The following is an 18,939-nucleotide window of genomic DNA, read 5'->3' as shown; positions in this document are numbered from 1 at the left end:
TCCCCCTTATCCCGTCGGTAAAAATCCGAGAATAGTTTCAATTACAACCGTCAAAATAGGAATCGCCATAACGAGAATTAAGATTTTCCCAGCAAGTTCAATTTTCGAAGCGATGGCACCTTGACCAGCATCTTTTGTAATTTGGGCTCCAAACTCAGCAATATAAGCAATTCCAATAATCTTTAGTAACGTTTCCACGTAGACGTTACTAACCTTCGCTTCACTTGCTACTCTCTCAATCATTTGTAAAATAGAATGAATTTGATCGATTAAAATAAGAAACATCACGCTACCTACGAACACAATAAATAAAGATGTAATACTAGATTTATGCTGATTCAAAACAGCAGCTAAAAACGTAGCAACGAGGCCTAATCCGACAATTTGTATAATTTCGATTCGAACCGCCTCCTTTACTGGAAGAGAAAGACACTTTTAATCTTGTCAAATAGCGTGTTAATTAAAAATGCAACATGAAATAAAATGACGACAAAACCGACAAGGATAACCCAATTTGCAATATCCTCCCGCTTTAATTCTTTTAGTACAGTATGAATGAAAGCTAAAACAATGCCGATTCCGGCGATTTGAAATATTAATCCAACATCAATGGACATCGCCTTTCTCCCCCCCTATAGCAGTAAAATTACAATAAGTAGCCCTGCTAGTACCCCTAAGCTCTTAATCATTTTTTCGTATTGCAGTTGTAGCGCTTTCGCTTCTCCTTCTTCTCTCTCCAAATGTGTAATACATAAGCGAATATGTTTTTGTTGTGATTCACGATCATGTTGCCCGAGCGTTTCACCAAATTGCTGCAGTATTTCATACTCAGTTTGTTGAAATGCGGTTAACTTCCAGTTCTCTTTCAAACTATCTATCCACGCTTCTCTTACTGTTTGTTCCCCGCTTTGTAGTCTTCTGGCGAAACTTTGAAATATCCAATTTAATGGCTTTGGCATTTGTTTAACTAATCGCTCGGCAGCCTCAGATAAAGGTGTGTGTCCATACATAATTTCTGCTTCTAATGATTGAAGTGCTGATTTTAATAATCTAAGTTGCCTCGGCCTCTCACTATATCTTTTAGCGTATGAAAACCCGAAAAAGGTGCTGACCGCAACGATTAACACTGCACCGAATATTTTCACCATACGCCCTCAGCCTTTCTACTTGATAGCACTGGTTTTCCATATTTATCTTTCACCTGCATAACCGTTCCTGGACCCCTCGCTTTTGACAACTCCACAAACCTATCAAATATACCAAGCTCTAGCACTGCCTTTAGCGATGGACGTCTCACAACATCCTCATAGGAAAATCCGTGTGCACTTATAAAAAGCTGAACACCTGCATGCACTGCCTCCATAATTGCTTCACTATCTTCTTTACGGCCAATTTCATCTACGATCAAAATATCAGGACTCATAGAACGAATCATCATCATCATTCCTTCTGCCTTTGGACACGCGTCTAACACATCGACTCGGGTACCAAAATCATATTGCGGGATCCCTTTCACACAGCCAGCAATTTCTGACCGTTCATCAACGATCCCCACTTTACAAGAAGGAATTTCCGAAGCACTTACTCCTTGACTCATGCAACGAGCTACATCTCTTAAAAGTGTCGTTTTTCCCGTTTGCGGAGGGCCAATTACCATCGTGTTTAACCATCTTTTTTCATACAAATATGGCAAAAGAGGTTCAGCAATCCCTATTTTTTGACGAGCAATACGAATATTAAAGGAAGAGACATCACGAATCATTTTCACTGCGCTTTTTTCTGTAATGACTTTTCCCGCTAATCCGATTCTATGCCCCCCGCGAAGTGTCACATACCCACGTTTTAATTCCTCTTCCATCGTATAAATTGAGAATTGACTTAACTTATTCAGTAAGTAAATAGCATCCTCTGCAGTAGTGATATAGTCATAAAAAAACACCTTTCCGTGTGCAATACACTCTAGCGGTCTTCCAATTCGAACACGAATTTCCTCTAAAGCATCGTATTGTTTACATTCTTCAATTAAATACTTCATCGTTTTTGGTAAAACTTCTAATACCTCTTTCATCGGCTTCTCCCCACTATACTCGACTTACTATTTCAGTAATGCGATAAAAATACAGCAAATTCCAAGCGCTAGAAAAAAGAGCTTCAAGAAAGAAATTTCACTTGCTACACTCGCTATCCCAATTGTCATTGTTAAAATTAATACGGTAGGTCCAACAAACGCTAACATACCATTTATAAACAACGCTTTCTTCGCATCATTCACATAAAGCATAAGCAAAGCAGCAAATATCTCCGCACTACCTGAAAATAATCGAAGTGCTCCCATAACAAGCACGGATGTTTCCATTGCCGCTAGCCACTGTTTCATTCTTCCACCTTCTCCCGTAACAGTTACTAACTTCGTATTCTTAAAAAGAATATATTTGTACAACCATATGCAGAGGTTGTCTATTTCAGAAGTAAAAACATAATTTTTCTCTAAAGCCCGAATTAGAATCTGAATATTCATATTATTTTATGGTATATTATGGTACATTTAGTTTAAAAGGGGTATAAACCATGCAGCACGTTACTTTATTACCACTCGATTTACGCTATACAAATGTGATTTTCGAGCTATCAAGTGATCCACATATAAAAAATGCATTAGGGATAACGGTAGAAAACATCGAAGACACAAAAGCATTTCTTCTTTTCGCAATAGAAGAAGAACATCAAAAGAAATCCTTATCGAGAATGATTGTGAATGAAGAGAATGAAATAATTGGCCTCACCACACTTAAACATATTAATGATGAGAAGAAGCAATCTCACATTGGTAGTTGGCTCGGCTATCCGTACTGGGGAAAAGGCTATAACAAGGCTGCTAAAAAAGAAATCTTTAAAATCGCCTTTTTAGACTTACAACTTTCCTACGTATTTGCTGGTGCTAAAACGAATAATACCCGCTCGTTAAAAGCACAAGAAAAACTACCTTATATTTCATTGCATATGGAAAACAAGTTTCCAGACGAATACGCTGCACTAGAGAAAGAAGTAAAGTCAACTTGCTCTTTGCATGTCGTGTCACGTGAAAATTTTTTAAACTGGTTGAGATTACAGAATGAGGGGGAAAAATATGAAGACATTGAAAATTAGTTTAACCGTTGTAGTAGAATTAGCTCTTATTTATCTTTTTTCCTTATTGGTCGGTTGGTCATTTATAGAGACATTTTTCCTTGGTAGTTTAGCAATATTTGCAATTATGTGGTTAATTATTATGAGTAACCATAGAAATAACATTACAGATCACGCAATAAGTAAAACATTAACTGGTGTTGAGACTGGCGAAATAAAACCATTTCAAATTATTTTGACTCCATCTATTATGGGTACTCTTTCACTTGTTTTAGTCAGTTTTATTATAACAGCTATTTACTATCTACCCTATTTCCTATAAAAAAAGCACTCGTGAATTATCACGAGTGCTTTTCTACTATGCACGAGAAACGTATTTACCTTCACCAGTGTTGATGATAAGCATTTCGCCTTCGTTAATGAAGATTGGTACTTGTACAACAAGACCAGTTTCTAATGTAGCTGGTTTTGTTACGTTAGAAGCAGTATCACCTTTAATACCAGGCTCTGTTTCTGACACTTTTAATTCAACTGTATTCGGAAGTTCAACACCAAGTACTTCGCCTTGGTAAGTCATGATTGCTACTTCCATGTTTTCTTTTAGGAATTTAAGCTCGCGCTCGATTTGGTTTTCACCAAGCTCGATTTGCTCATAAGTTCCGTTATCCATAAATACGTGAGCCTCACCACTTGCGTATAAGTATTGCATACGACGGTTTTCGATGTGTGCTTTTTCTACTTTCTCACCTGCACGGAATGTTTTCTCCTGAACAGATCCTGTGCGAATGTTACGTAGTTTAGAACGAACGAATGCAGCACCTTTACCTGGCTTTACGTGTTGGAAATCAAGTACTTGCCAAAGGGCATTGTCCACTGAAATTGTTAAACCTGTACGAAAATCGTTTACTGAAATCATGTAAAAAAATCCTCCTGTGTATTACAAAATAATAAGTTCTTTTGGTGATTTCGTAATTACTTCATTACCTTCACTTGTCACAATGATATCATCTTCAATACGTACGCCGCCAATACCTGGAATATAAATACCTGGTTCTACTGTTACAGCCATACCGGGTTCAAGTACTGTATCAGAACGGAACGCTAAACCTGGTGCTTCATGGATTTCAAGACCTATTCCATGACCAGTAGAGTGTCCAAAGTATTCACCATATCCTTTTTCCGTTATGTAATCACGCGTTAGCGCATCAGCCTCGCGACCTGTTAAACCAGCTTTAATACCGTTCACACCACGTAGTTGTGCTTCTAAAACGATATTATAAATTTCTTTTAATTTATCAGATGGTTCACCGACTGCAATCGTACGAGTAATATCAGAGCAATATCCTTTGTAATAAGCGCCGAAGTCTAATGTAACGAAATCTCCTGTTTCTATCACTTTTTCAGATGCCACGCCGTGCGGTAATGCCGAACGAAGACCTGAAGCAACGATAATATCAAACGAAGAAGATGTTGCTCCTTGTTTTCTCATGAAAAATTCAAGTTCATTTGACACTTCAATTTCAGATACTCCCGGGCGAATGAATGATAGAATATGCTCAAAGGCAGCATCTGCAATCTGTGCAGCTTCCTTTAATATCTTAATCTCTGAATCAGTCTTTATCAAGCGTAACTTTTCTACAAGTCCAGAAGTTGGGATAAATTCAGCATCAATCGCTTCCTTATGCGCTGAATAAGAACTATATGTAAGAGTATCTTGCTCAAAACCAAGCTTTTGAATTCCAAGCTCTTTCACTTGCTTTGCCACTTCATCAATGATTAATCCTGCGTGCTGTACAATCTCATATCCAACCGCTTGTTTACTTGCCTGCTCGACGTAACGGAAATCTGTAATAAATTGCGCACGATCTTTTGAAATAAGAACTACACCTGCTGTTCCTGTGAAGTTAGCCATATATCTACGACTATGTTCATTTGTTAACAAAATACCGTCAATGCCAGCCTCACCAAATGCACTTCGTAATCTTTCAATTTTCTCCATTACTTTATGCCTCCCTCAATTTCTCCATTAATGCAAATAACGCTAACTTATAGCCATAAAAACCAAATCCAACAATTTGTCCTGCACAAACAGCTGCCGTCACAGATTCGTGACGGAACGATTCACGCTGATGAATGTTAGAAATATGTACTTCAATAACAGGAATCGAAATGCTCGCAATGGCATCACGAATCGCATAGCTATAATGCGTAAATGCTCCCGGATTTAAAATGATCCCTTCATATATATCTTCCGCTTCATGAATAATGTCGATAATGGCACCTTCATGATTCGATTGGAAACATTCTAACTCCACTCCCATTGTTTCCGCTTCTTGCTTCATATCTGCTTCAAGTGTCGCTAGCGTGCCCTTTCCATATACATTTACCTCACGAACACCGAGGCGATTTAGGTTAGGACCGTTTACGAGGAGTAACTTTTTCATATTCTTAAAACTCCTTAATATTAAATATCTATACAATATTTTAACATAGGAGTTACTTATTTGAATAGTTCGTCTTCTCTTGCCCTTCTTGCTCTACTTTATTGCTATTTACTGCGTAAGAAACAGAATATGCTATAAACACACCATACAATATAAAAATACATATTGTCGTTACAATTGTCTCTTTTGGTAAATGGAGCGCACTTTTAATAACAGGAGCCATTAAACCCATCCCCAAAAACAGTAATGCCCACCAAAATAATCCATAAATAATTCCCGCAATAATCCCTTCAAACTTCGCAAAAAATGCTTTATACAAAAAGGCAATCAAAATTGAAAGAAGTCCCATACAAACTATTCCTGACACATTCCCCCATACACCTTCCTTCCAACTTCCAAACGCAAATGGTAAAAGGAAATAATTCGGTCCCGCCTCCGTGAATGAAAATATATGAAGGAAATACCATATCCCGCCCCAAAAGATTCCACCAAACAAACCGATTTGTACAAAATTCCTTGTTCCTAATTGTTCTTGACTCACATCGACACCTCCGCTCAATAGTATGCCCGAAACTATTTTGAAGCATGTTTAAATCCTGCGAAATTTGTCTATAAAAAGAATAAGAAATGTCCGACTCTCATAACATTTTCCCTTGTCATCTACTTGTATTTGCCGATAAAATAAAGGAAACTCGGTGATTGTCTTATTTCAAAACGACAGAACCCAGTATGACAATTGCCTCTTTTTCTACATAAGAGAGAAACAAATACAGGTTGGTGTTAACATGGCAGAAGAGTCAAAACAAATATATGGCGGGCAAGCGGTCATAGAAGGAGTTATGTTTGGCGGTAGAGAATATACTGTTACAGCGGTTCGTCGTAAAGATAAATCGATTGAATTTTATCGATTACCACGCGTTCGTAATAAAGTATTATCTATCCTAAAAAAAATTCCATTTTTACGAGGTATTGCCGCTATTGTGGATGCAAGTGCGAATGGAGCAAAGCATTTAAACTTCGCTTCAGAACGATTTGACGTCCACCCAGAAGATGATGAACAAATTGCAAATAAAAAAGAAGAACAATCAAAATTAACGATGGTATTAGGAGTTGCAGCTGTTGGCGTTTTATCTTTCATATTCGGTAAAGTCATCTTCACAGCAGTTCCTGCACTATTAGCTGAATTAACGAGACCGATTTTCCCATCTCATACTGGGCAAATCATTGTCGAAAGTGTCATTAAGCTCATGCTATTATTGAGCTATATATACTTTATTTCTTTAACCCCACTTATTAAGCGGGTATTTCAGTATCACGGTGCAGAGCATAAGGTAATCAATGCTTATGAGAATAACCTTCCTCTGACTGTAGAAAACGTTCAAAAGCAAACTCGCCTCCATTATAGATGCGGCAGTAGCTTTATTATATTTACAGTCATTATTGGAATGTTCGTTTATTTCCTAGTCCCTACAGATCCTCTTTGGGCACGAGTTATAAACCGAATTTTATTAATTCCAGTTGTACTTGGTATTTCTTTTGAAGTATTGCAATTTACAAATCGATTAAGAGATATTCCCGTATTACGCGTACTTGGATATCCTGGGTTATGGCTACAACTATTAACAACGAAAGAACCAACAGATGACCAAGTGGAAGTAGCAATTGCATCGTTTGAAGAATTATTACGTTTAGAGAACAAACAATAATTATTTAAAAATGGTGTTCAACTCCTTTCCTCATCGTTAATATACTAATTTTAATATACGTTTTTAGGAGGTGTCCCTTATGAACGGTCGTTCGTTTACTTTCGCTATATTTGTGCTTATTATTGGATTGGCAATATTCGGCCTTGTTTCATCTGTTATTACAAATCCCATGGGTGTATTAAGAAATATCGGGTACATGTTACTTGTTGTCGGTATCTTTTACTTGCTATACAAGATGTTTACAAATTCCAGTGGTTCCGCAAATTCGCAAAGCTCATATAAGCGTGCGGCAAAACAATCGAACCGCAAACATGGGAAACAAAATGTAGCACCCCTAGGCAATTCTTTCTTTAAGTCAAATACTTCTAATGACAAAAGTAAAAAAGGGAATTCTTCCACTTTGAAACGAAAAAGAAAACAGTCTCATTTAACTGTCATTGAAGGAAAAAAAAGTAAAAAGAAAGACCGTGCTTCCTTTTAGGAAATACGGTCTTTTTTTATACTTTGAAGCACTTCTTTTAAACTTTTCTCTCTCATACTTTCAATTCGAAGATGATGATTTTTAAATGGTAAATTCCGTGTCACATCATTAGGTACAACAACGCACGTTAATCCCGCTGCAACTGCTGCTCTCAATCCATTTAATGAATCTTCAAATACAACAGCTTCAGATGGCTTAATTCCTAATTCTTCTATTGCAACTCGATAAAGAGCTGGATCTGGTTTTACCTTCTCAACATCTTCTCTCGTTTTAATTACTTCAAAATATTCTCGAATCTGTAGCTCTTCTAAAAAATGAATAACCCATTCTCTAGACGAACTAGAAGCTAGTGCGATTTTTAATCCCATTTCTTTCGCTTCTTCTAAATATTCTTTTACCCCGTCACGAGCTTCTGGTATTTTCATTTTCTCTTTATGTAAAGTTGCCACTTTTTCTTTTAATACACTTTTGTTAAACTTCTCTTTTAATTGATCATTTAAATATGCATAAAGTACCTCATCTGTTGTTCCAATGCATTTCGCAAATTCCTCTAAAGGTAGTTCCCCGCCGTATTCACGAACAGCATCTCTGAAAGAGTGAAACCATATCGTTTCTGTGTCCACAATTAATCCATCAAAATCAAAAATAATTGCTTTCATAATTCTCCCATCCTTTTCGAATTGAAATAAAAAAGGAAACGCCATCCGTTCCCCTTAATTACTTTTCTCTTCATTTGCTTTTTGAACACCACGAAGTGTTTCCACTCGAACCTCATCTTGTTCAAAGTATTGTACTAAATCACCGATACGGTCAATTGATTCCCAACTTAAATGATGTTCAATTCCTTCTACATCATTATAAATTTTACTTTCATCCACACCGATAATGCGCATAAACTGTTCTAACAATTCATGTCGATATACGAGACGTTCCCCGATTTTTTTACCTTTTGATGTTAATACAAGCCCTCTATATTTTTCATAAATTAGATATTCGTCTTTGTCTAATTTTTGTACCATTTTTGTTACAGAGGATGGATGTACACTAAGCGCTTCAGCAATATCAGATACACGGGCATAACCCTTTTCATCAATCAACAAATAAATTTGTTCAATATAATCTTCCATACTAGGGGTAGGCATCGGTTTCCTCCATCCAATTTCATTTTGCTTATTCCGTACGAAGCAATCAATAAAATGATACACCAGAAAGAATAACGTGACAAGGTGGAAACGAGCCTAAATCTGCAAAAGTGAAAAGAACCTGTATTCAAATACAAGTTCCTTTCATGTAAAATATTGAATTTCTGCGTCAGGAAAAAAGTGATGAATATATCCTCGAATCGTTTCCTCCAATACTTCTGCATCATCTTTTTTATATACATATTTCCCAATTCCATATCGTCCCCATTTATACTTTCGCTTCTCTTCATCCATTTCAAGCTTCGTATTTGGATAACGCTCTTGAATAACCTTTTTCGCTGGTTTCGTAAAACGATGCTGAATTAATTCAAACGTTAAATTTGGTATCGTCATATCTTTCAGCGCATTGTACAGTCGCTCAAATAGTTCACGATATCCTTCTTCCCATCCTTCATGCATATAAAGTGGCGCGACTATAAAACCAAGTGGATAACCTGCACCTGCTACTTTACGTGCCGCCTCAATTCGCTCCTCAAATGGCGATGTCCCTGGTTCAAAATTTTTAATTACATATCGTGAATTTATACTAAACCTGAAACGAGTTTTCCCATTATGCTTTGCATCTAATAAATGATCAACGTGCGAATATTTCGTGACGAAACGTAAGCGCCCATATTCACTTTCTCCAATGAATTCAATCGCCCGCTTTAATGCATGTGTTAAATGATCAATCCCAACAATGTCTGATGTACACGCTGCTTCAAATCTTGTTATTTCAGGTGCCCTTTCATCCATATATTGCTTTGCCTTCTCAAATATTTCATCAAGATTCACATACACACGAACGTAAGGCTTACTCCCAAGTGTTGTTTGCAAATAGCAATAATGACAATGTCCCATACACCCTGTTGCGAGCGGAATTGCATATTCAGCTGACGGTTTTGACGTATCAAACTTTAGCGTCTTCCTTACTCCAACGACAAGTGTAGCCTTTGCATTACGATACTTTTGCAAATCATTTTCTCCTGGCAAATTTCTAATTTGATTATGTGATGTCGTTTCACGAATTTCTAATCCCATCTTCGTAAACTTCTCATAAAGCTCTTTTCCAAGCGGATATTCAAGTGCCTTTGGTTCAAAGTAAACGAGTTTTGGCATAAATGGTTTCATGTGCTTCCCTCCCTCTCGTTAGTATGGGAAACGTTAAAAAATTAACACGCATTAAAGTTTTCCACTTCAGTAACTTGCGTTGCAAGTTACTGAATGTTATAATTTGGATAACAGCTACCTTGCAACGCAAGTTACCTGAGTAAAAGGTGGTGAAATCATGCACAGCCAAATGTTAAAAGGTGTACTAGAAGGTTGCATCCTATACATCATTTCACAAGAAGAAGTGTACGGATATGAACTGAGCACAAAATTAAATAAACACGGATTTACATTCGTAAGCGAAGGAAGCATATATCCGTTATTGTTACGTATGCAAAAAGAAAAATTGATTGAAGGAACATTAAAAGCCTCCTCACTCGGTCCAAAACGAAAATATTATCACGTAACCGATAAAGGATTAGAGCAGCTTGAAGAATTTAAACAAAGCTGGGGAATGGTTTCAACTACGGTAAATAACTTATTACAGGGGGAGTGATAGGGATGAATGCACAAGACATGATTGAATTGAATAATAAAAAACGTGAGCTTCTAACACCTGAAAATGAAGTTGCTTATAGCGATATGTTAGTTTATCTTCGTTTATCTAACGTGCCAGAGCAACAAGTAGAAGAACTATTACTAGAAATATTAGACCATCTCATCGAAGCACAAACAGAAAATAAAAATGCTTATGACATTTTTGGTGATGACTTACAATCTTATTGTGATGAACTCATATCGGCTTTGCCGGTTCAAACAATGTTAGAAAAAACTTCTTTAATCGGCTTTGTTATTAGCTTACTTCTCGCTATACAGTTTGGAATGGACACCATTGCTTCTCTTTTCATTTTCTTTTTTGAAAAGAACACCGAAATAATAAGTCCACCTTTTAGTATCCTTGGAACTACTTCGTCTGTTTCAATAATTATACTAGGTATACTATTTATTTTATATTTATTAAAGCGGTACTCCTTTGATCAGAAAGTGAATTGGAAAAGAAGAATTCTATTTGGATTCGCATTTGCTATCCCGTTTTGTTCCGCTATATTCTTAAATATTTATTTTAAAAAACAACCTTATCTCATTTATCATCTAACCTTTTGGCAAAATGCCTTAATCGCTATCTTATTTTTTATTTTATATAAATTACTATATAAAAAATCAAATTTTTAACAGCCCTTCAAAAGGCTGTTTTTTCTTCTGTCTAATTTTACAAATTGAAAAATTTCATAAAGAAAATAAGAAAAATGCAAAATAATTAAAGTTAATTGTTGACGTGATGCTTTTATTATCGGTATCATAAATCTTCGTGAGCAATTATTTTTCGTTATACGATTTTTTTATTATTACTGAATTTTTGAGAGGAGAAATTAGATGTCAGTTAAGAAGAAAACGCAAGTACGCACCGGCAAAATGGTACGTGAACTAATGTTAGCAGACGAAGATGTAAATGCTTCGCTAATTATGGTATATAGTGAAAACGGTGTAAACGCAGAAATTAAAATCGAGGGCTTAACGCCGAAATGTAACGAAGAATTATTTTTGAGCGGAAACGTGGATTGGAACAAGAGTGTTATTTATAAAATTGTTGATTTCACTGGGAACGCTGAAGTTGGTAAAGTTACATTAACAGCGATGAACAAAAACAATGTTTCTCTAGAAATTGAACGCGTTATGTGGAGCAAAGAGAATAAAGAAGCTGCTGAGCAAGAAGAAACTGTTGTAGAAGCTACTCCGAAAAAAGAAGTAGTTGTAGAAGCGCCAAAAGCAGTTACACCTGCTCCAAAACCTGTTACGCGAGTAGAAACACCTGCAGCACCTAAACCTACTCCGGTACCAACACCGAAGCCAGTAAGTGTAGAAGCTGCTATGGAATTATCTACTCCAGCACCTGTGAAAAAAGCAGTACCAACTCCAGTTACAAAGCAAGAGTCTGCACCGGTTGCGCCTGCAAAACCGAAGCAATCTGCTTTGACTGAAACAAATACAAAACTACAAGAAAATTATGTGAAACTCGTGAAAAAGACAATTGAAGTTTGTCAAGATTACGAGCTTGGCATCGACATAGATGATTCTATTGAAAGCTTAAAAGAAGAACTACAAAGCCAAGGTATTAGCGTTACATTTGACAAAGAAATTATGGACGTTGTAAGTCGCCTTCGTTCTTTACAAGATAAAGGAATCAAAGTAGAAAAAGTACTTAATTTACTATAAAAAAATAAGAGGTGGCAATTGCCATCTCTTATTTTTTATAATTCCACTCATTACTTTCATACTTTTCTTTCGCTAACGTTTGAACTTCATGTAACTGTTCTTCTGTTAATTCATATGGAACAAGTTCTACATCCAATCCTTTTTCAAAGCCAACTTCAAACGCTTTAATTAACTGTTCTATCGTAAATGTACGGTCTGTTAATTCATTAATTGCTACTGCTTTAGAAGAGAACATACTCTTCATACGTTCCTTCACACGTTCATTTGGGAATAAAAATAGATCATATAGTTCATCTAAATCAATTTCTAATGGAATCGATCCATGCTGTAAAATAACACCTTTTTGACGTGTTTGAGCACTACCAGCAATTTTTCTTCCTTCCACTACAATTTCATACCAAGATGGTGCATCAAAACATACACCTGAACGTGGATTTTTCAAATTTTCACGATCTGCTTCTGTTTTTGGAACTGCATAATATGCTTCTAACCCTAATGCCTTAAAACCATCTAATAAGCCTTGCGAAATAACACGATATGCTTCTGTAACTGTTTTCGGCATATTCGGATGATCTTCAGACACAATAACACTATACGTTAACTCTTTGTCATGTAGTACACCCCTGCCGCCTGTTTGACGACGAACGAATCCATATTTTTTTTCGTTAACTACATCCATATTAATATCTTTCTCAACACGTTGAAAATATCCAACTGTTAATGTTGGTACTTCCCATTCATAAAAACGAATTGTTGGTGGCATTTTCTTTTCACTTTGCCAATTTAACAAACATTCATCTAACGCCATATTAAATGCCGGTGAACATTGACCAGAGTTAATATAACACCATTTTTCTTTTCCCATCCTGCACCTCATATAACCAATTATTTTTCACATTCTCTAGTCTACCAAATTCGACAAAATTTGTGAAAGAATACGAAATTTCTTCTTATATGCAAATGAATCTGTTGCATAAATACATATGGGCATTATAATATTGAAAGTAGGATAAGAAAAAAGGGAGCGATAGAATCGTGTCAACAACTTGGATTATTTTATTAGCCGTAATCGTAGCATTTATCGGCTACACTGTATGGATGTACTTCTATCAGAAAAAATTAATTAAAACTCTTACAGAAGAAGAATTTCGCGCTGGCTACCGTAAAGCACAGCTTATCGATATTCGTGAAGCAGACGAATATAACGCAGGGCATATTTTAGGTGCACGTAACATTCCGTTATCACAAATTCGCCTTCGCCATAAAGAACTTCGTCAAGATCAACCTGTTTACTTATATTGCCAAAGCGGATTCCGTACAGGTCGTGCAGCGCAATACTTAAAAAAACAAGGCTACAAAGATTTCTACCAATTACAAGGTGGATTTAAATCTTGGACAGGCAAAATTAAAAAGAAATAATAACATACAAAAAACTAGCTGAATAAATCAGCTAGTTTTTTCATTTCATCTTATTCGCAATGTATAATAAATTCTGCTTGATTACCTTTTCATCGTTCTCTTCTACATTCCGATACAGCAGCTGATATTCAATTCCTTTCTCTTTCCATATAAGCGTAGCAAATTCGTCACCACGTTCATAATCATCTTTATTTTTAAAATAAGCAGACGTTCCATTATTCAGTTTCATTTGTTCTTGAAATCGCTTCTCTTCCATAAGATCCGGAAAACTATAAGGAAAGTTCGCGACATTTAACTCAATATACTCATTTCTACCTGGCTCCTTCTGTTTATATTTAATCGTTAAGACAGCGTTCTTTTTCCCAAGCGTTCTTACTTCACCCTTCACATCACTTGTAATGTCGTACGGTAAAAACGTTGGAACTTTAAACTTCACCGGAAAATATTTTGGAAGTTCCTTTAGCGGAATAGGATCCGTAACACGATCCATAGCTCCTCCTGTTGTTCCCACAAAGTGTTTTCCTTCTTGCATCGTTTGCTGAAACGAACACGAACTAAGTACAAAACTAGAAAACACGAAACAAATGATTCTTTTTTTCAATTTGTTTCCGCCCTTTCATACCGCTCTCTTAACGAACGAAGCGTTGATATGCTCTTCATATTCGCTTTGTCATCAAACTCCACCTTTGAAAACTTTCCACGTTATTCTCACACATTTTGACAACACTTTTTGCAAACAAAAAAGACCCCTATCATTCTTACGCCCAAGTGAAAAGGTTACGCGAATAAAAAGAAGTCTTATTAATACCATAGTTTGTGAAAAGCTTTTCAGGTCAAGATTTTTTCTTTCTTATTATTTTCCCTTTATAATAAGGGAAAGAGGTGATACATATGGCCAATATAAAACAAATTGCTAAAACTGCTGGTGTATCGATATCAACTGTTTCTCGTGTTCTGAATAATCACCCTTACGTAAAAGAAGAAAAGCGTAAGCGTGTTCTAGACGCTGTTGAAGAATTAAACTACGCAAAAAATATAAATGCTGTCCATTTAATAAGAGGGAAAACATATACAATTGGCGTTATGCTTCCTTTCATTAACCTCCCCTACTTCAGTACCATTATTGAAGGAATCGGTAACGAAGCATTATTAGCTGGATATCACATTAATTTATGCCAAACAAATTACGATAGCCTTGAAGAAATTCGTGTTCTTGAAATGATGAAAATGAAACAATTTGATGGGATGATTATTTGCTCCCGAACGAGCTCTTGGGAACAAATCGAACCTTTCGCAAAATTTGCCCCTATTATTTCATGTGAAAAAATGAAGCACCCCCTCATTTCATCCATCTACGTAGATCATTATGAAGGTTTCCGTCTCGGTACTGCCTATTTACTAAGTAAAGGCCATGAAAAAATCGGAATTTGTTTAGCAAGAAAAACAAGTGTAAATTCCATGGAGCGCGAAAAAGCGTTCGCCGATACCCTTCGTAACGAAGGGAAAACGTTGCATCCTGAATGGATTTTCCACCAATGCTATACAATGCAGGACGGAGCACAAATACTCCATCGTATTTTAAATATGAAAAATCGTCCAACTGCTATTTTTACAGCGAACGATCAAGTTGCAGCTGGTTTATTAACAGAGGCTCGAAAACATGGTATTCGAGTACCTGAAGACCTTGCTATCCTTGGATTTGATAATCATGAAATTTCAAAGGCATTAGAAATTTCCACAATTGAACATCCCGGTCTCGCAATGGGCTCACATGCTTTTTCTTTATTCCATAAGCAGATCCAAAGCGAGCAAATTGTCGGCAGTGCAAAAGAACTTTCATTCCATTTAATTGAGCGAGAGACTGTCTAAAAAGAGCGTTACCTATAACGCTCTTTTTCAGCTCTTCACCTATTGACATTATATTTTTCATCTCATATAATGAACCTAACGAACGGTAGGTAGGGGATGAAAATGACAGCAAACCGCATTAAAGCTGTAGCACTTTCTCATTTCGCACGCTACGGCTATGAAGGAACTTCATTGGCAAATATTGCTCAAGAAGTTGGGATTAAAAAACCATCGATTTACGCACACTTTAAAGGAAAAGAAGAGCTATATTTCATATGCTTAGAATCTGCTCTTCAAAAAGATTTGCAGAGCTTTACAGGCGATATCGAAAGCTTTTCCAATTCGTCCACTGAAGAATTGCTTTTAAAATTATTAAAAGGCTATGCAAAACGCTTTGGTGAAAGTGAAGAATCAATGTTTTGGTTACGAACTTCTTATTTTCCGCCTGATGCATTTCGCGAACAAATTATTAATAAAGCAAATGTACACATTGAAAACGTCGGAAAACTTTTATTCCCTGTATTTAAAAGAGCAAGCGAACAAGATGAGCTGCATAACATTGAAGTAAAAGACGCCTTAGAGGCTTTTCTATGCTTACTCGACGGTCTTATGGTTGAACTATTATACGCAGGTTTAAATCGTTTTGAGACACGTTTAGACGCTTCTTGGAAAGTATTTTGGCGTGGACTTTCAAACTGACGGATTGCTCCTTTGCAATGCGTCGTTTTTAAGCCCTTTACCTAACGACTGGTAGGAAGGAGAAATGACATATGGCATGGATTTATGTAATAATCGCTGGTATTATTGAAATCTTTTGGGTGATTGGACTAAAAAAAGCAGAGGCACCACTTGAATGGGCTGGTGTTGCTCTATTAATTACAATTAGTTTCGTCTTATTATTTAGAGCTTATAAAGATTTACCTGTCGGCACTGTATACGCAGTCTTTACAGGAATCGGAGCTGGTGGAATCGTTCTTACAGAGATTTTCATCTTCGGAGAACCTTTCTCTATCGTAAAAGTTTTATTAATCGGTTTAATCTTCTTTGGAGTAATTGGTTTAAAACGAGTAACAGAAGAAAAAGAAGCGAAGGAGGCCGCATAAAATGGCTTGGGTATTTTTAATTCTAGCTGGTATTTGTGAAATTATTGGTGTACTCTTTATGAAAGTAGCCACTGAAAAGAAAGGCTGGGCACCAAAAGTTATTTTAATCGCTAACTTCGGCGTAAGCTTCTTCTTCTTATCTCTTGCGATGAACACATTACCGATGGGAACTGCTTACGCAATTTGGACTGGAATCGGAACTGCTGGAAGTGCACTTCTAGGCATTCTCATTTTCCGAGAATCAGCGGATTGGCGTCGTCTTGCTTTCTTAAGCTGTATTCTATGCGGCGCTGTTGGCTTAAAACTATTAAGCTAACGTGAGGTGAATGTCATGTGGAAAGAAAAAGGAAAGAAAATATTAGCATGGATCACACTTAGTATCCTCATTCTATTACAAATAAGTTTTCATATAATAGAATCATTGTTTCATAAAGTATTATCCATTCTCACATTCCTTCCTAACATGACACTTGAAATTATATCGATTGTTTGGTCCATTATCGCCTCCATTGCAATCGTCATTATATGGAGTATCGCCAAACTATGGAATAAGTTATTTAAAAAGGACAGTACTTCTGAAAAAGAATAACTGTCCTTTTTTATATTCATTCAGACTTTCTGTAGAAGTTACATGTGATAAGACAAAACAGACCAATTATGGCAATACTTATACCAACCCCTTTATGTAAACTTGGAAATAACAGTGGTATATCCGAGTAAACATTTGCTAATATGAGGCCGATTGAAAATAAAAATATTCCTATTCTATATAACCATTTTCTTTTGTTCATCATTCTCCCCTCCTAAAATTTTTCATACACTCCTTTCTTTTGGACATACTACCTAAAAAAGGAGTGGATAATATGCAAAATTCTATACATAAGCAAATTCTATTTTTATTTTTCCTATTTCTTATTCTCATCATCGTTTTCAGCTTTATATTACATACTCCGAAAGATGTACCAAATAGCGTTTCTTTTTATAAACTACTGCTCTCGTATTGTCGTTATTGAAGAAGGTGCCTTTTTTAAGGCACCTTTTAAAATTCTCTTTTTTCATATATTTTTACTGAAACGAAGATAGATGCTATGAACATGCATATTGAACCAATGAATAACAAGCTGTTATATAGCTGAATTTGTTCTAGGTTGATTCCAAAGAAAATAGAAGAAACAGCCATAGGTGCTATTAGTATAAAAATCGCAATAAAAATAGTTTTCTTATACCCTAGCCAAAAGGATAGCGGTAAAACCAAACTTAAATACACTAAAATAAAACTACTACTAGCAACCATTGTCGTTTCAATAAATTCAAATAAGTTAACCCCACTCTTCATTCTCATCGTGAAACAACCGATCGTTACACTTATAAAAAGAATAATAATTGCTACTATATATTTCGCATACACAATTTGTTTTCTCAATATTGGTAAACTATTTACTATAACTTCACTCTCATTTTTACTATCTGCTTCAAATGTTTTTACCGTTGCCCCAATTGTAATAATTACTGACATAATTATGAACAGATTTTCCGTATCTGTTAAGGCCATATAAAAGAAAACAGGATACAGTATGTACCAAATTAAAAATTTCCATTGAATAATGAAATCTTTTAAAATTAGTTGCTTGATCATGTATTACCCCTCCTAATATGAAAATGCTCCTTCTATAACTCTGCCTCCTGAAACATTTTCATTGAGAGAAACATTGATATGACTATACTTACTAACACTCCAATACTAAGAACACCCATTGCTAGTGTAGCCTCTTGAGAGTGGAGTACTTTTAGCATAATTGTTTTATCACCAAAAATATTACACATAAGGCCAATCATACCTGTTAAAGGCAAAATCATAATAACATTCAAAACAGAAGTCGCTTTATATCCTCCAATGTAATTAGCGGGTATCGTTACAACACAATAGATTAAAGTTGCTACTATTGCTGAAAATACTGCATATCCAGGCATGACTATATCCCTGCCCAATAAAATATTCCCTAATATTAAGACTATAAAAGTTACACTCAAACCAGCCATAATAAATAATGAACTTGCAATATATTTAGCTATAACTATCTCTGTTCTCGTTATAGGCAAGCTCACTAATACTTTTTCCGCTTTACTTTTCTCTTCATAATAAAAAGAAATATATATAATCGTACTACATGTTATAAATAATCCTATTGCAATCCCCATTGGTTCGACGGAATGCTTAAAAATAGATAAAATAGGTATTAAAAAATAGAAAGGAAACATCTTCTTCTGTAAGAAAAACTCCTTCAAAATCAATTGTTGCATATAAAT

30 protein-coding genes are annotated in these 18,939 nt (G+C 35.9%); 13 read left to right on the top strand and 17 right to left on the bottom strand.

Annotated elements, in window-relative coordinates; genetic code table 11:
- Positions 1-6 precede the first annotated feature (6 nt).
- From spoIIIAD to H6481_RS01155, 5 genes are read right to left on the bottom strand one after another with little or no spacing between them, the layout of a single operon-like run.
- Positions 7-390, bottom strand: a complete 384-nt coding sequence (gene spoIIIAD, locus H6481_RS01175; RefSeq protein WP_077393170.1) for a stage III sporulation protein AD — start codon at positions 388-390, stop codon at positions 7-9.
- Between the two features lie 23 nt (positions 391-413).
- Positions 414-617, bottom strand: coding sequence for a stage III sporulation protein AC (spoIIIAC, locus tag H6481_RS01170; RefSeq protein WP_000020914.1), 204 nt, complete (start codon positions 615-617; stop codon positions 414-416).
- 15 nt (positions 618-632) lie between these two features.
- A complete protein-coding gene (gene spoIIIAB, locus H6481_RS01165) occupies positions 633-1,148 on the bottom strand; it encodes a stage III sporulation protein SpoIIIAB (RefSeq protein ID WP_000238703.1) in 516 nt (171 codons plus the stop codon).
- On the bottom strand, positions 1,142-2,068 hold the full coding sequence (gene spoIIIAA, locus H6481_RS01160) for a stage III sporulation protein AA (protein WP_000665907.1): 927 nt from the start codon (positions 2,066-2,068) through the stop codon (positions 1,142-1,144). The genes spoIIIAB and spoIIIAA overlap by 7 nt, the downstream gene beginning before the upstream one ends.
- A gap of 27 nt (positions 2,069-2,095) precedes the next feature.
- Positions 2,096-2,377 carry a YqhV family protein gene (locus tag H6481_RS01155; RefSeq protein WP_000816050.1) on the bottom strand — a complete coding sequence of 94 codons (282 nt, stop codon included), beginning with the start codon at positions 2,375-2,377 and terminating at the stop codon, positions 2,096-2,098.
- A 191-nt stretch (positions 2,378-2,568) separates the two neighbouring features.
- Here H6481_RS01155 and H6481_RS01150 point away from each other — a divergent pair, with 191 nt between their 5' ends.
- Positions 2,569-3,147, top strand: a complete 579-nt coding sequence (locus H6481_RS01150) for a GNAT family N-acetyltransferase (RefSeq protein WP_182810941.1) — start codon at positions 2,569-2,571, stop codon at positions 3,145-3,147.
- Positions 3,128-3,448, top strand: a complete 321-nt coding sequence (locus tag H6481_RS01145) for a hypothetical protein (RefSeq protein WP_071729671.1) — start codon at positions 3,128-3,130, stop codon at positions 3,446-3,448. Before H6481_RS01150 ends, H6481_RS01145 begins: the two co-directional genes overlap by 20 nt.
- 36 nt (positions 3,449-3,484) lie before the next feature.
- On the opposite strand, the gene efp is transcribed toward H6481_RS01145, so the two are convergent.
- From efp to H6481_RS01125, 4 genes are read right to left on the bottom strand one after another with little or no spacing between them, the layout of a single operon-like run.
- Positions 3,485-4,042, bottom strand: coding sequence for an elongation factor P (gene efp, locus H6481_RS01140; protein WP_016080316.1), 558 nt, complete (start codon positions 4,040-4,042; stop codon positions 3,485-3,487).
- 21 nt (positions 4,043-4,063) lie between these two features.
- Positions 4,064-5,125, bottom strand: coding sequence for a Xaa-Pro dipeptidase (gene pepQ / locus H6481_RS01135; RefSeq protein ID WP_000411057.1), 1,062 nt, complete (start codon positions 5,123-5,125; stop codon positions 4,064-4,066).
- Positions 5,126-5,129: 4 nt separating this feature from the next.
- Positions 5,130-5,570 (bottom strand): type II 3-dehydroquinate dehydratase, encoded by a 441-nt coding sequence (gene aroQ / locus H6481_RS01130; protein WP_000735140.1) that lies wholly within the window; start codon positions 5,568-5,570, stop codon positions 5,130-5,132.
- Between the two features lie 52 nt (positions 5,571-5,622).
- Positions 5,623-6,111, bottom strand: coding sequence for a YqhR family membrane protein (locus tag H6481_RS01125; protein WP_000076885.1), 489 nt, complete (start codon positions 6,109-6,111; stop codon positions 5,623-5,625).
- 244 nt (positions 6,112-6,355) lie between these two features.
- Here H6481_RS01125 and H6481_RS01120 point away from each other — a divergent pair, with 244 nt between their 5' ends.
- Together H6481_RS01120 and H6481_RS01115 are read left to right on the top strand one after the other, a co-directional pair.
- The gene (locus tag H6481_RS01120) at positions 6,356-7,276 is read left to right on the top strand and encodes a DUF1385 domain-containing protein (protein ID WP_000807120.1); all 921 of its coding nucleotides are present in this window, start codon (positions 6,356-6,358) and stop codon (positions 7,274-7,276) included.
- Between the two features lie 79 nt (positions 7,277-7,355).
- Positions 7,356-7,757, top strand: coding sequence for an SA1362 family protein (locus H6481_RS01115; protein WP_001014463.1), 402 nt, complete (start codon positions 7,356-7,358; stop codon positions 7,755-7,757).
- Here H6481_RS01115 and H6481_RS01110 read toward each other — a convergent pair.
- The 3 genes from H6481_RS01110 to splB form a co-directional block, all read right to left on the bottom strand.
- Positions 7,754-8,416: an HAD family hydrolase gene (locus H6481_RS01110; protein ID WP_053565474.1), complete on the bottom strand. Its 663-nt coding sequence runs from the start codon at positions 8,414-8,416 to the stop codon at positions 7,754-7,756. The two genes, H6481_RS01115 and H6481_RS01110, sit on opposite strands and share 4 nt — an antisense overlap.
- Positions 8,417-8,470: 54 nt before the next feature.
- Positions 8,471-8,899, bottom strand: a complete 429-nt coding sequence (mntR, locus tag H6481_RS01105; RefSeq protein WP_001143080.1) for a transcriptional regulator MntR — start codon at positions 8,897-8,899, stop codon at positions 8,471-8,473.
- 144 nt (positions 8,900-9,043) lie between these two features.
- The gene (gene splB, locus H6481_RS01100) at positions 9,044-10,069 is read right to left on the bottom strand and encodes a spore photoproduct lyase (RefSeq protein ID WP_065485176.1); all 1,026 of its coding nucleotides are present in this window, start codon (positions 10,067-10,069) and stop codon (positions 9,044-9,046) included.
- 157 nt (positions 10,070-10,226) lie between these two features.
- Here splB and H6481_RS01095 point away from each other — a divergent pair, with 157 nt between their 5' ends.
- The 3 genes from H6481_RS01095 (at position 10,227) to H6481_RS01085 (ending at position 12,262) form a co-directional block, all read left to right on the top strand.
- Entirely contained in the window at positions 10,227-10,544 is a 318-nt protein-coding gene (locus H6481_RS01095; protein WP_000556083.1) for a PadR family transcriptional regulator, read from the top strand.
- Positions 10,545-10,549: 5 nt separating this feature from the next.
- On the top strand, positions 10,550-11,221 hold the full coding sequence (locus H6481_RS01090; protein ID WP_069356190.1) for a DUF1129 family protein: 672 nt from the start codon (positions 10,550-10,552) through the stop codon (positions 11,219-11,221).
- A 201-nt stretch (positions 11,222-11,422) separates the two neighbouring features.
- Positions 11,423-12,262: a hypothetical protein gene (locus tag H6481_RS01085; RefSeq protein ID WP_053563664.1), complete on the top strand. Its 840-nt coding sequence runs from the start codon at positions 11,423-11,425 to the stop codon at positions 12,260-12,262.
- Positions 12,263-12,290: 28 nt separating this feature from the next.
- Here H6481_RS01085 and H6481_RS01080 read toward each other — a convergent pair whose 3' ends face one another.
- Positions 12,291-13,127 (bottom strand): biotin/lipoate A/B protein ligase family protein, encoded by an 837-nt coding sequence (locus H6481_RS01080; protein WP_000514081.1) that lies wholly within the window; start codon positions 13,125-13,127, stop codon positions 12,291-12,293.
- Positions 13,128-13,297: 170 nt separating this feature from the next.
- Between H6481_RS01080 and H6481_RS01075 the strand changes: the two genes are divergently transcribed.
- Positions 13,298-13,681 carry a rhodanese-like domain-containing protein gene (locus H6481_RS01075; RefSeq protein WP_000108653.1) on the top strand — a complete coding sequence of 128 codons (384 nt, stop codon included), beginning with the start codon at positions 13,298-13,300 and terminating at the stop codon, positions 13,679-13,681.
- Between the two features lie 40 nt (positions 13,682-13,721).
- Here H6481_RS01075 and H6481_RS01070 read toward each other — a convergent pair whose 3' ends face one another.
- Positions 13,722-14,258 (bottom strand): DNA polymerase III subunit delta, encoded by a 537-nt coding sequence (locus tag H6481_RS01070; RefSeq protein ID WP_071729690.1) that lies wholly within the window; start codon positions 14,256-14,258, stop codon positions 13,722-13,724.
- 314 nt (positions 14,259-14,572) lie between these two features.
- Here H6481_RS01070 and H6481_RS01065 point away from each other — a divergent pair, with 314 nt between their 5' ends.
- The 5 genes from H6481_RS01065 to H6481_RS01045 all read left to right on the top strand — a co-directional run bounded on the left by H6481_RS01065 (position 14,573) and on the right by H6481_RS01045 (position 17,221).
- Positions 14,573-15,550, top strand: a complete 978-nt coding sequence (locus H6481_RS01065) for a LacI family DNA-binding transcriptional regulator (protein WP_001273986.1) — start codon at positions 14,573-14,575, stop codon at positions 15,548-15,550.
- Between the two features lie 96 nt (positions 15,551-15,646).
- Positions 15,647-16,228 (top strand): TetR/AcrR family transcriptional regulator, encoded by a 582-nt coding sequence (locus H6481_RS01060; protein ID WP_002005730.1) that lies wholly within the window; start codon positions 15,647-15,649, stop codon positions 16,226-16,228.
- Between the two features lie 71 nt (positions 16,229-16,299).
- A complete protein-coding gene (locus tag H6481_RS01055; RefSeq protein WP_000312339.1) occupies positions 16,300-16,632 on the top strand; it encodes a multidrug efflux SMR transporter in 333 nt (110 codons plus the stop codon).
- 1 nt (position 16,633) lies between these two features.
- Complete coding sequence (locus tag H6481_RS01050; RefSeq protein WP_000312623.1) at positions 16,634-16,948, top strand: multidrug efflux SMR transporter; 315 nt, start codon at positions 16,634-16,636, stop codon at positions 16,946-16,948.
- Positions 16,949-16,963: 15 nt separating this feature from the next.
- Positions 16,964-17,221, top strand: a complete 258-nt coding sequence (locus H6481_RS01045) for a DUF3975 family protein (RefSeq protein WP_000265372.1) — start codon at positions 16,964-16,966, stop codon at positions 17,219-17,221.
- 16 nt (positions 17,222-17,237) lie between these two features.
- Here H6481_RS01045 and H6481_RS01040 read toward each other — a convergent pair whose 3' ends face one another.
- From H6481_RS01040 to H6481_RS01030, 3 genes are all read right to left on the bottom strand, one after another.
- Positions 17,238-17,426, bottom strand: a complete 189-nt coding sequence (locus H6481_RS01040; RefSeq protein ID WP_016123326.1) for a hypothetical protein — start codon at positions 17,424-17,426, stop codon at positions 17,238-17,240.
- A gap of 245 nt (positions 17,427-17,671) precedes the next feature.
- Positions 17,672-18,268 (bottom strand): ABC-2 transporter permease, encoded by a 597-nt coding sequence (locus tag H6481_RS01035; protein WP_071729668.1) that lies wholly within the window; start codon positions 18,266-18,268, stop codon positions 17,672-17,674.
- A gap of 32 nt (positions 18,269-18,300) precedes the next feature.
- The gene (locus H6481_RS01030) at positions 18,301-18,933 is read right to left on the bottom strand and encodes an ABC-2 transporter permease (RefSeq protein ID WP_098852221.1); all 633 of its coding nucleotides are present in this window, start codon (positions 18,931-18,933) and stop codon (positions 18,301-18,303) included.
- Between the last annotated feature and the right edge of the window lie 6 nt (positions 18,934-18,939).

Source organism: Bacillus sp. ME78, assembly GCF_903970865.1.
Lineage (GTDB): Bacteria > Bacillota > Bacilli > Bacillales > Bacillaceae_G > Bacillus_A > Bacillus_A cereus.
The sequence above is the reverse complement of the archived record's forward strand: the minus strand, read 5'-3'. Positions and strand labels throughout refer to the sequence as shown.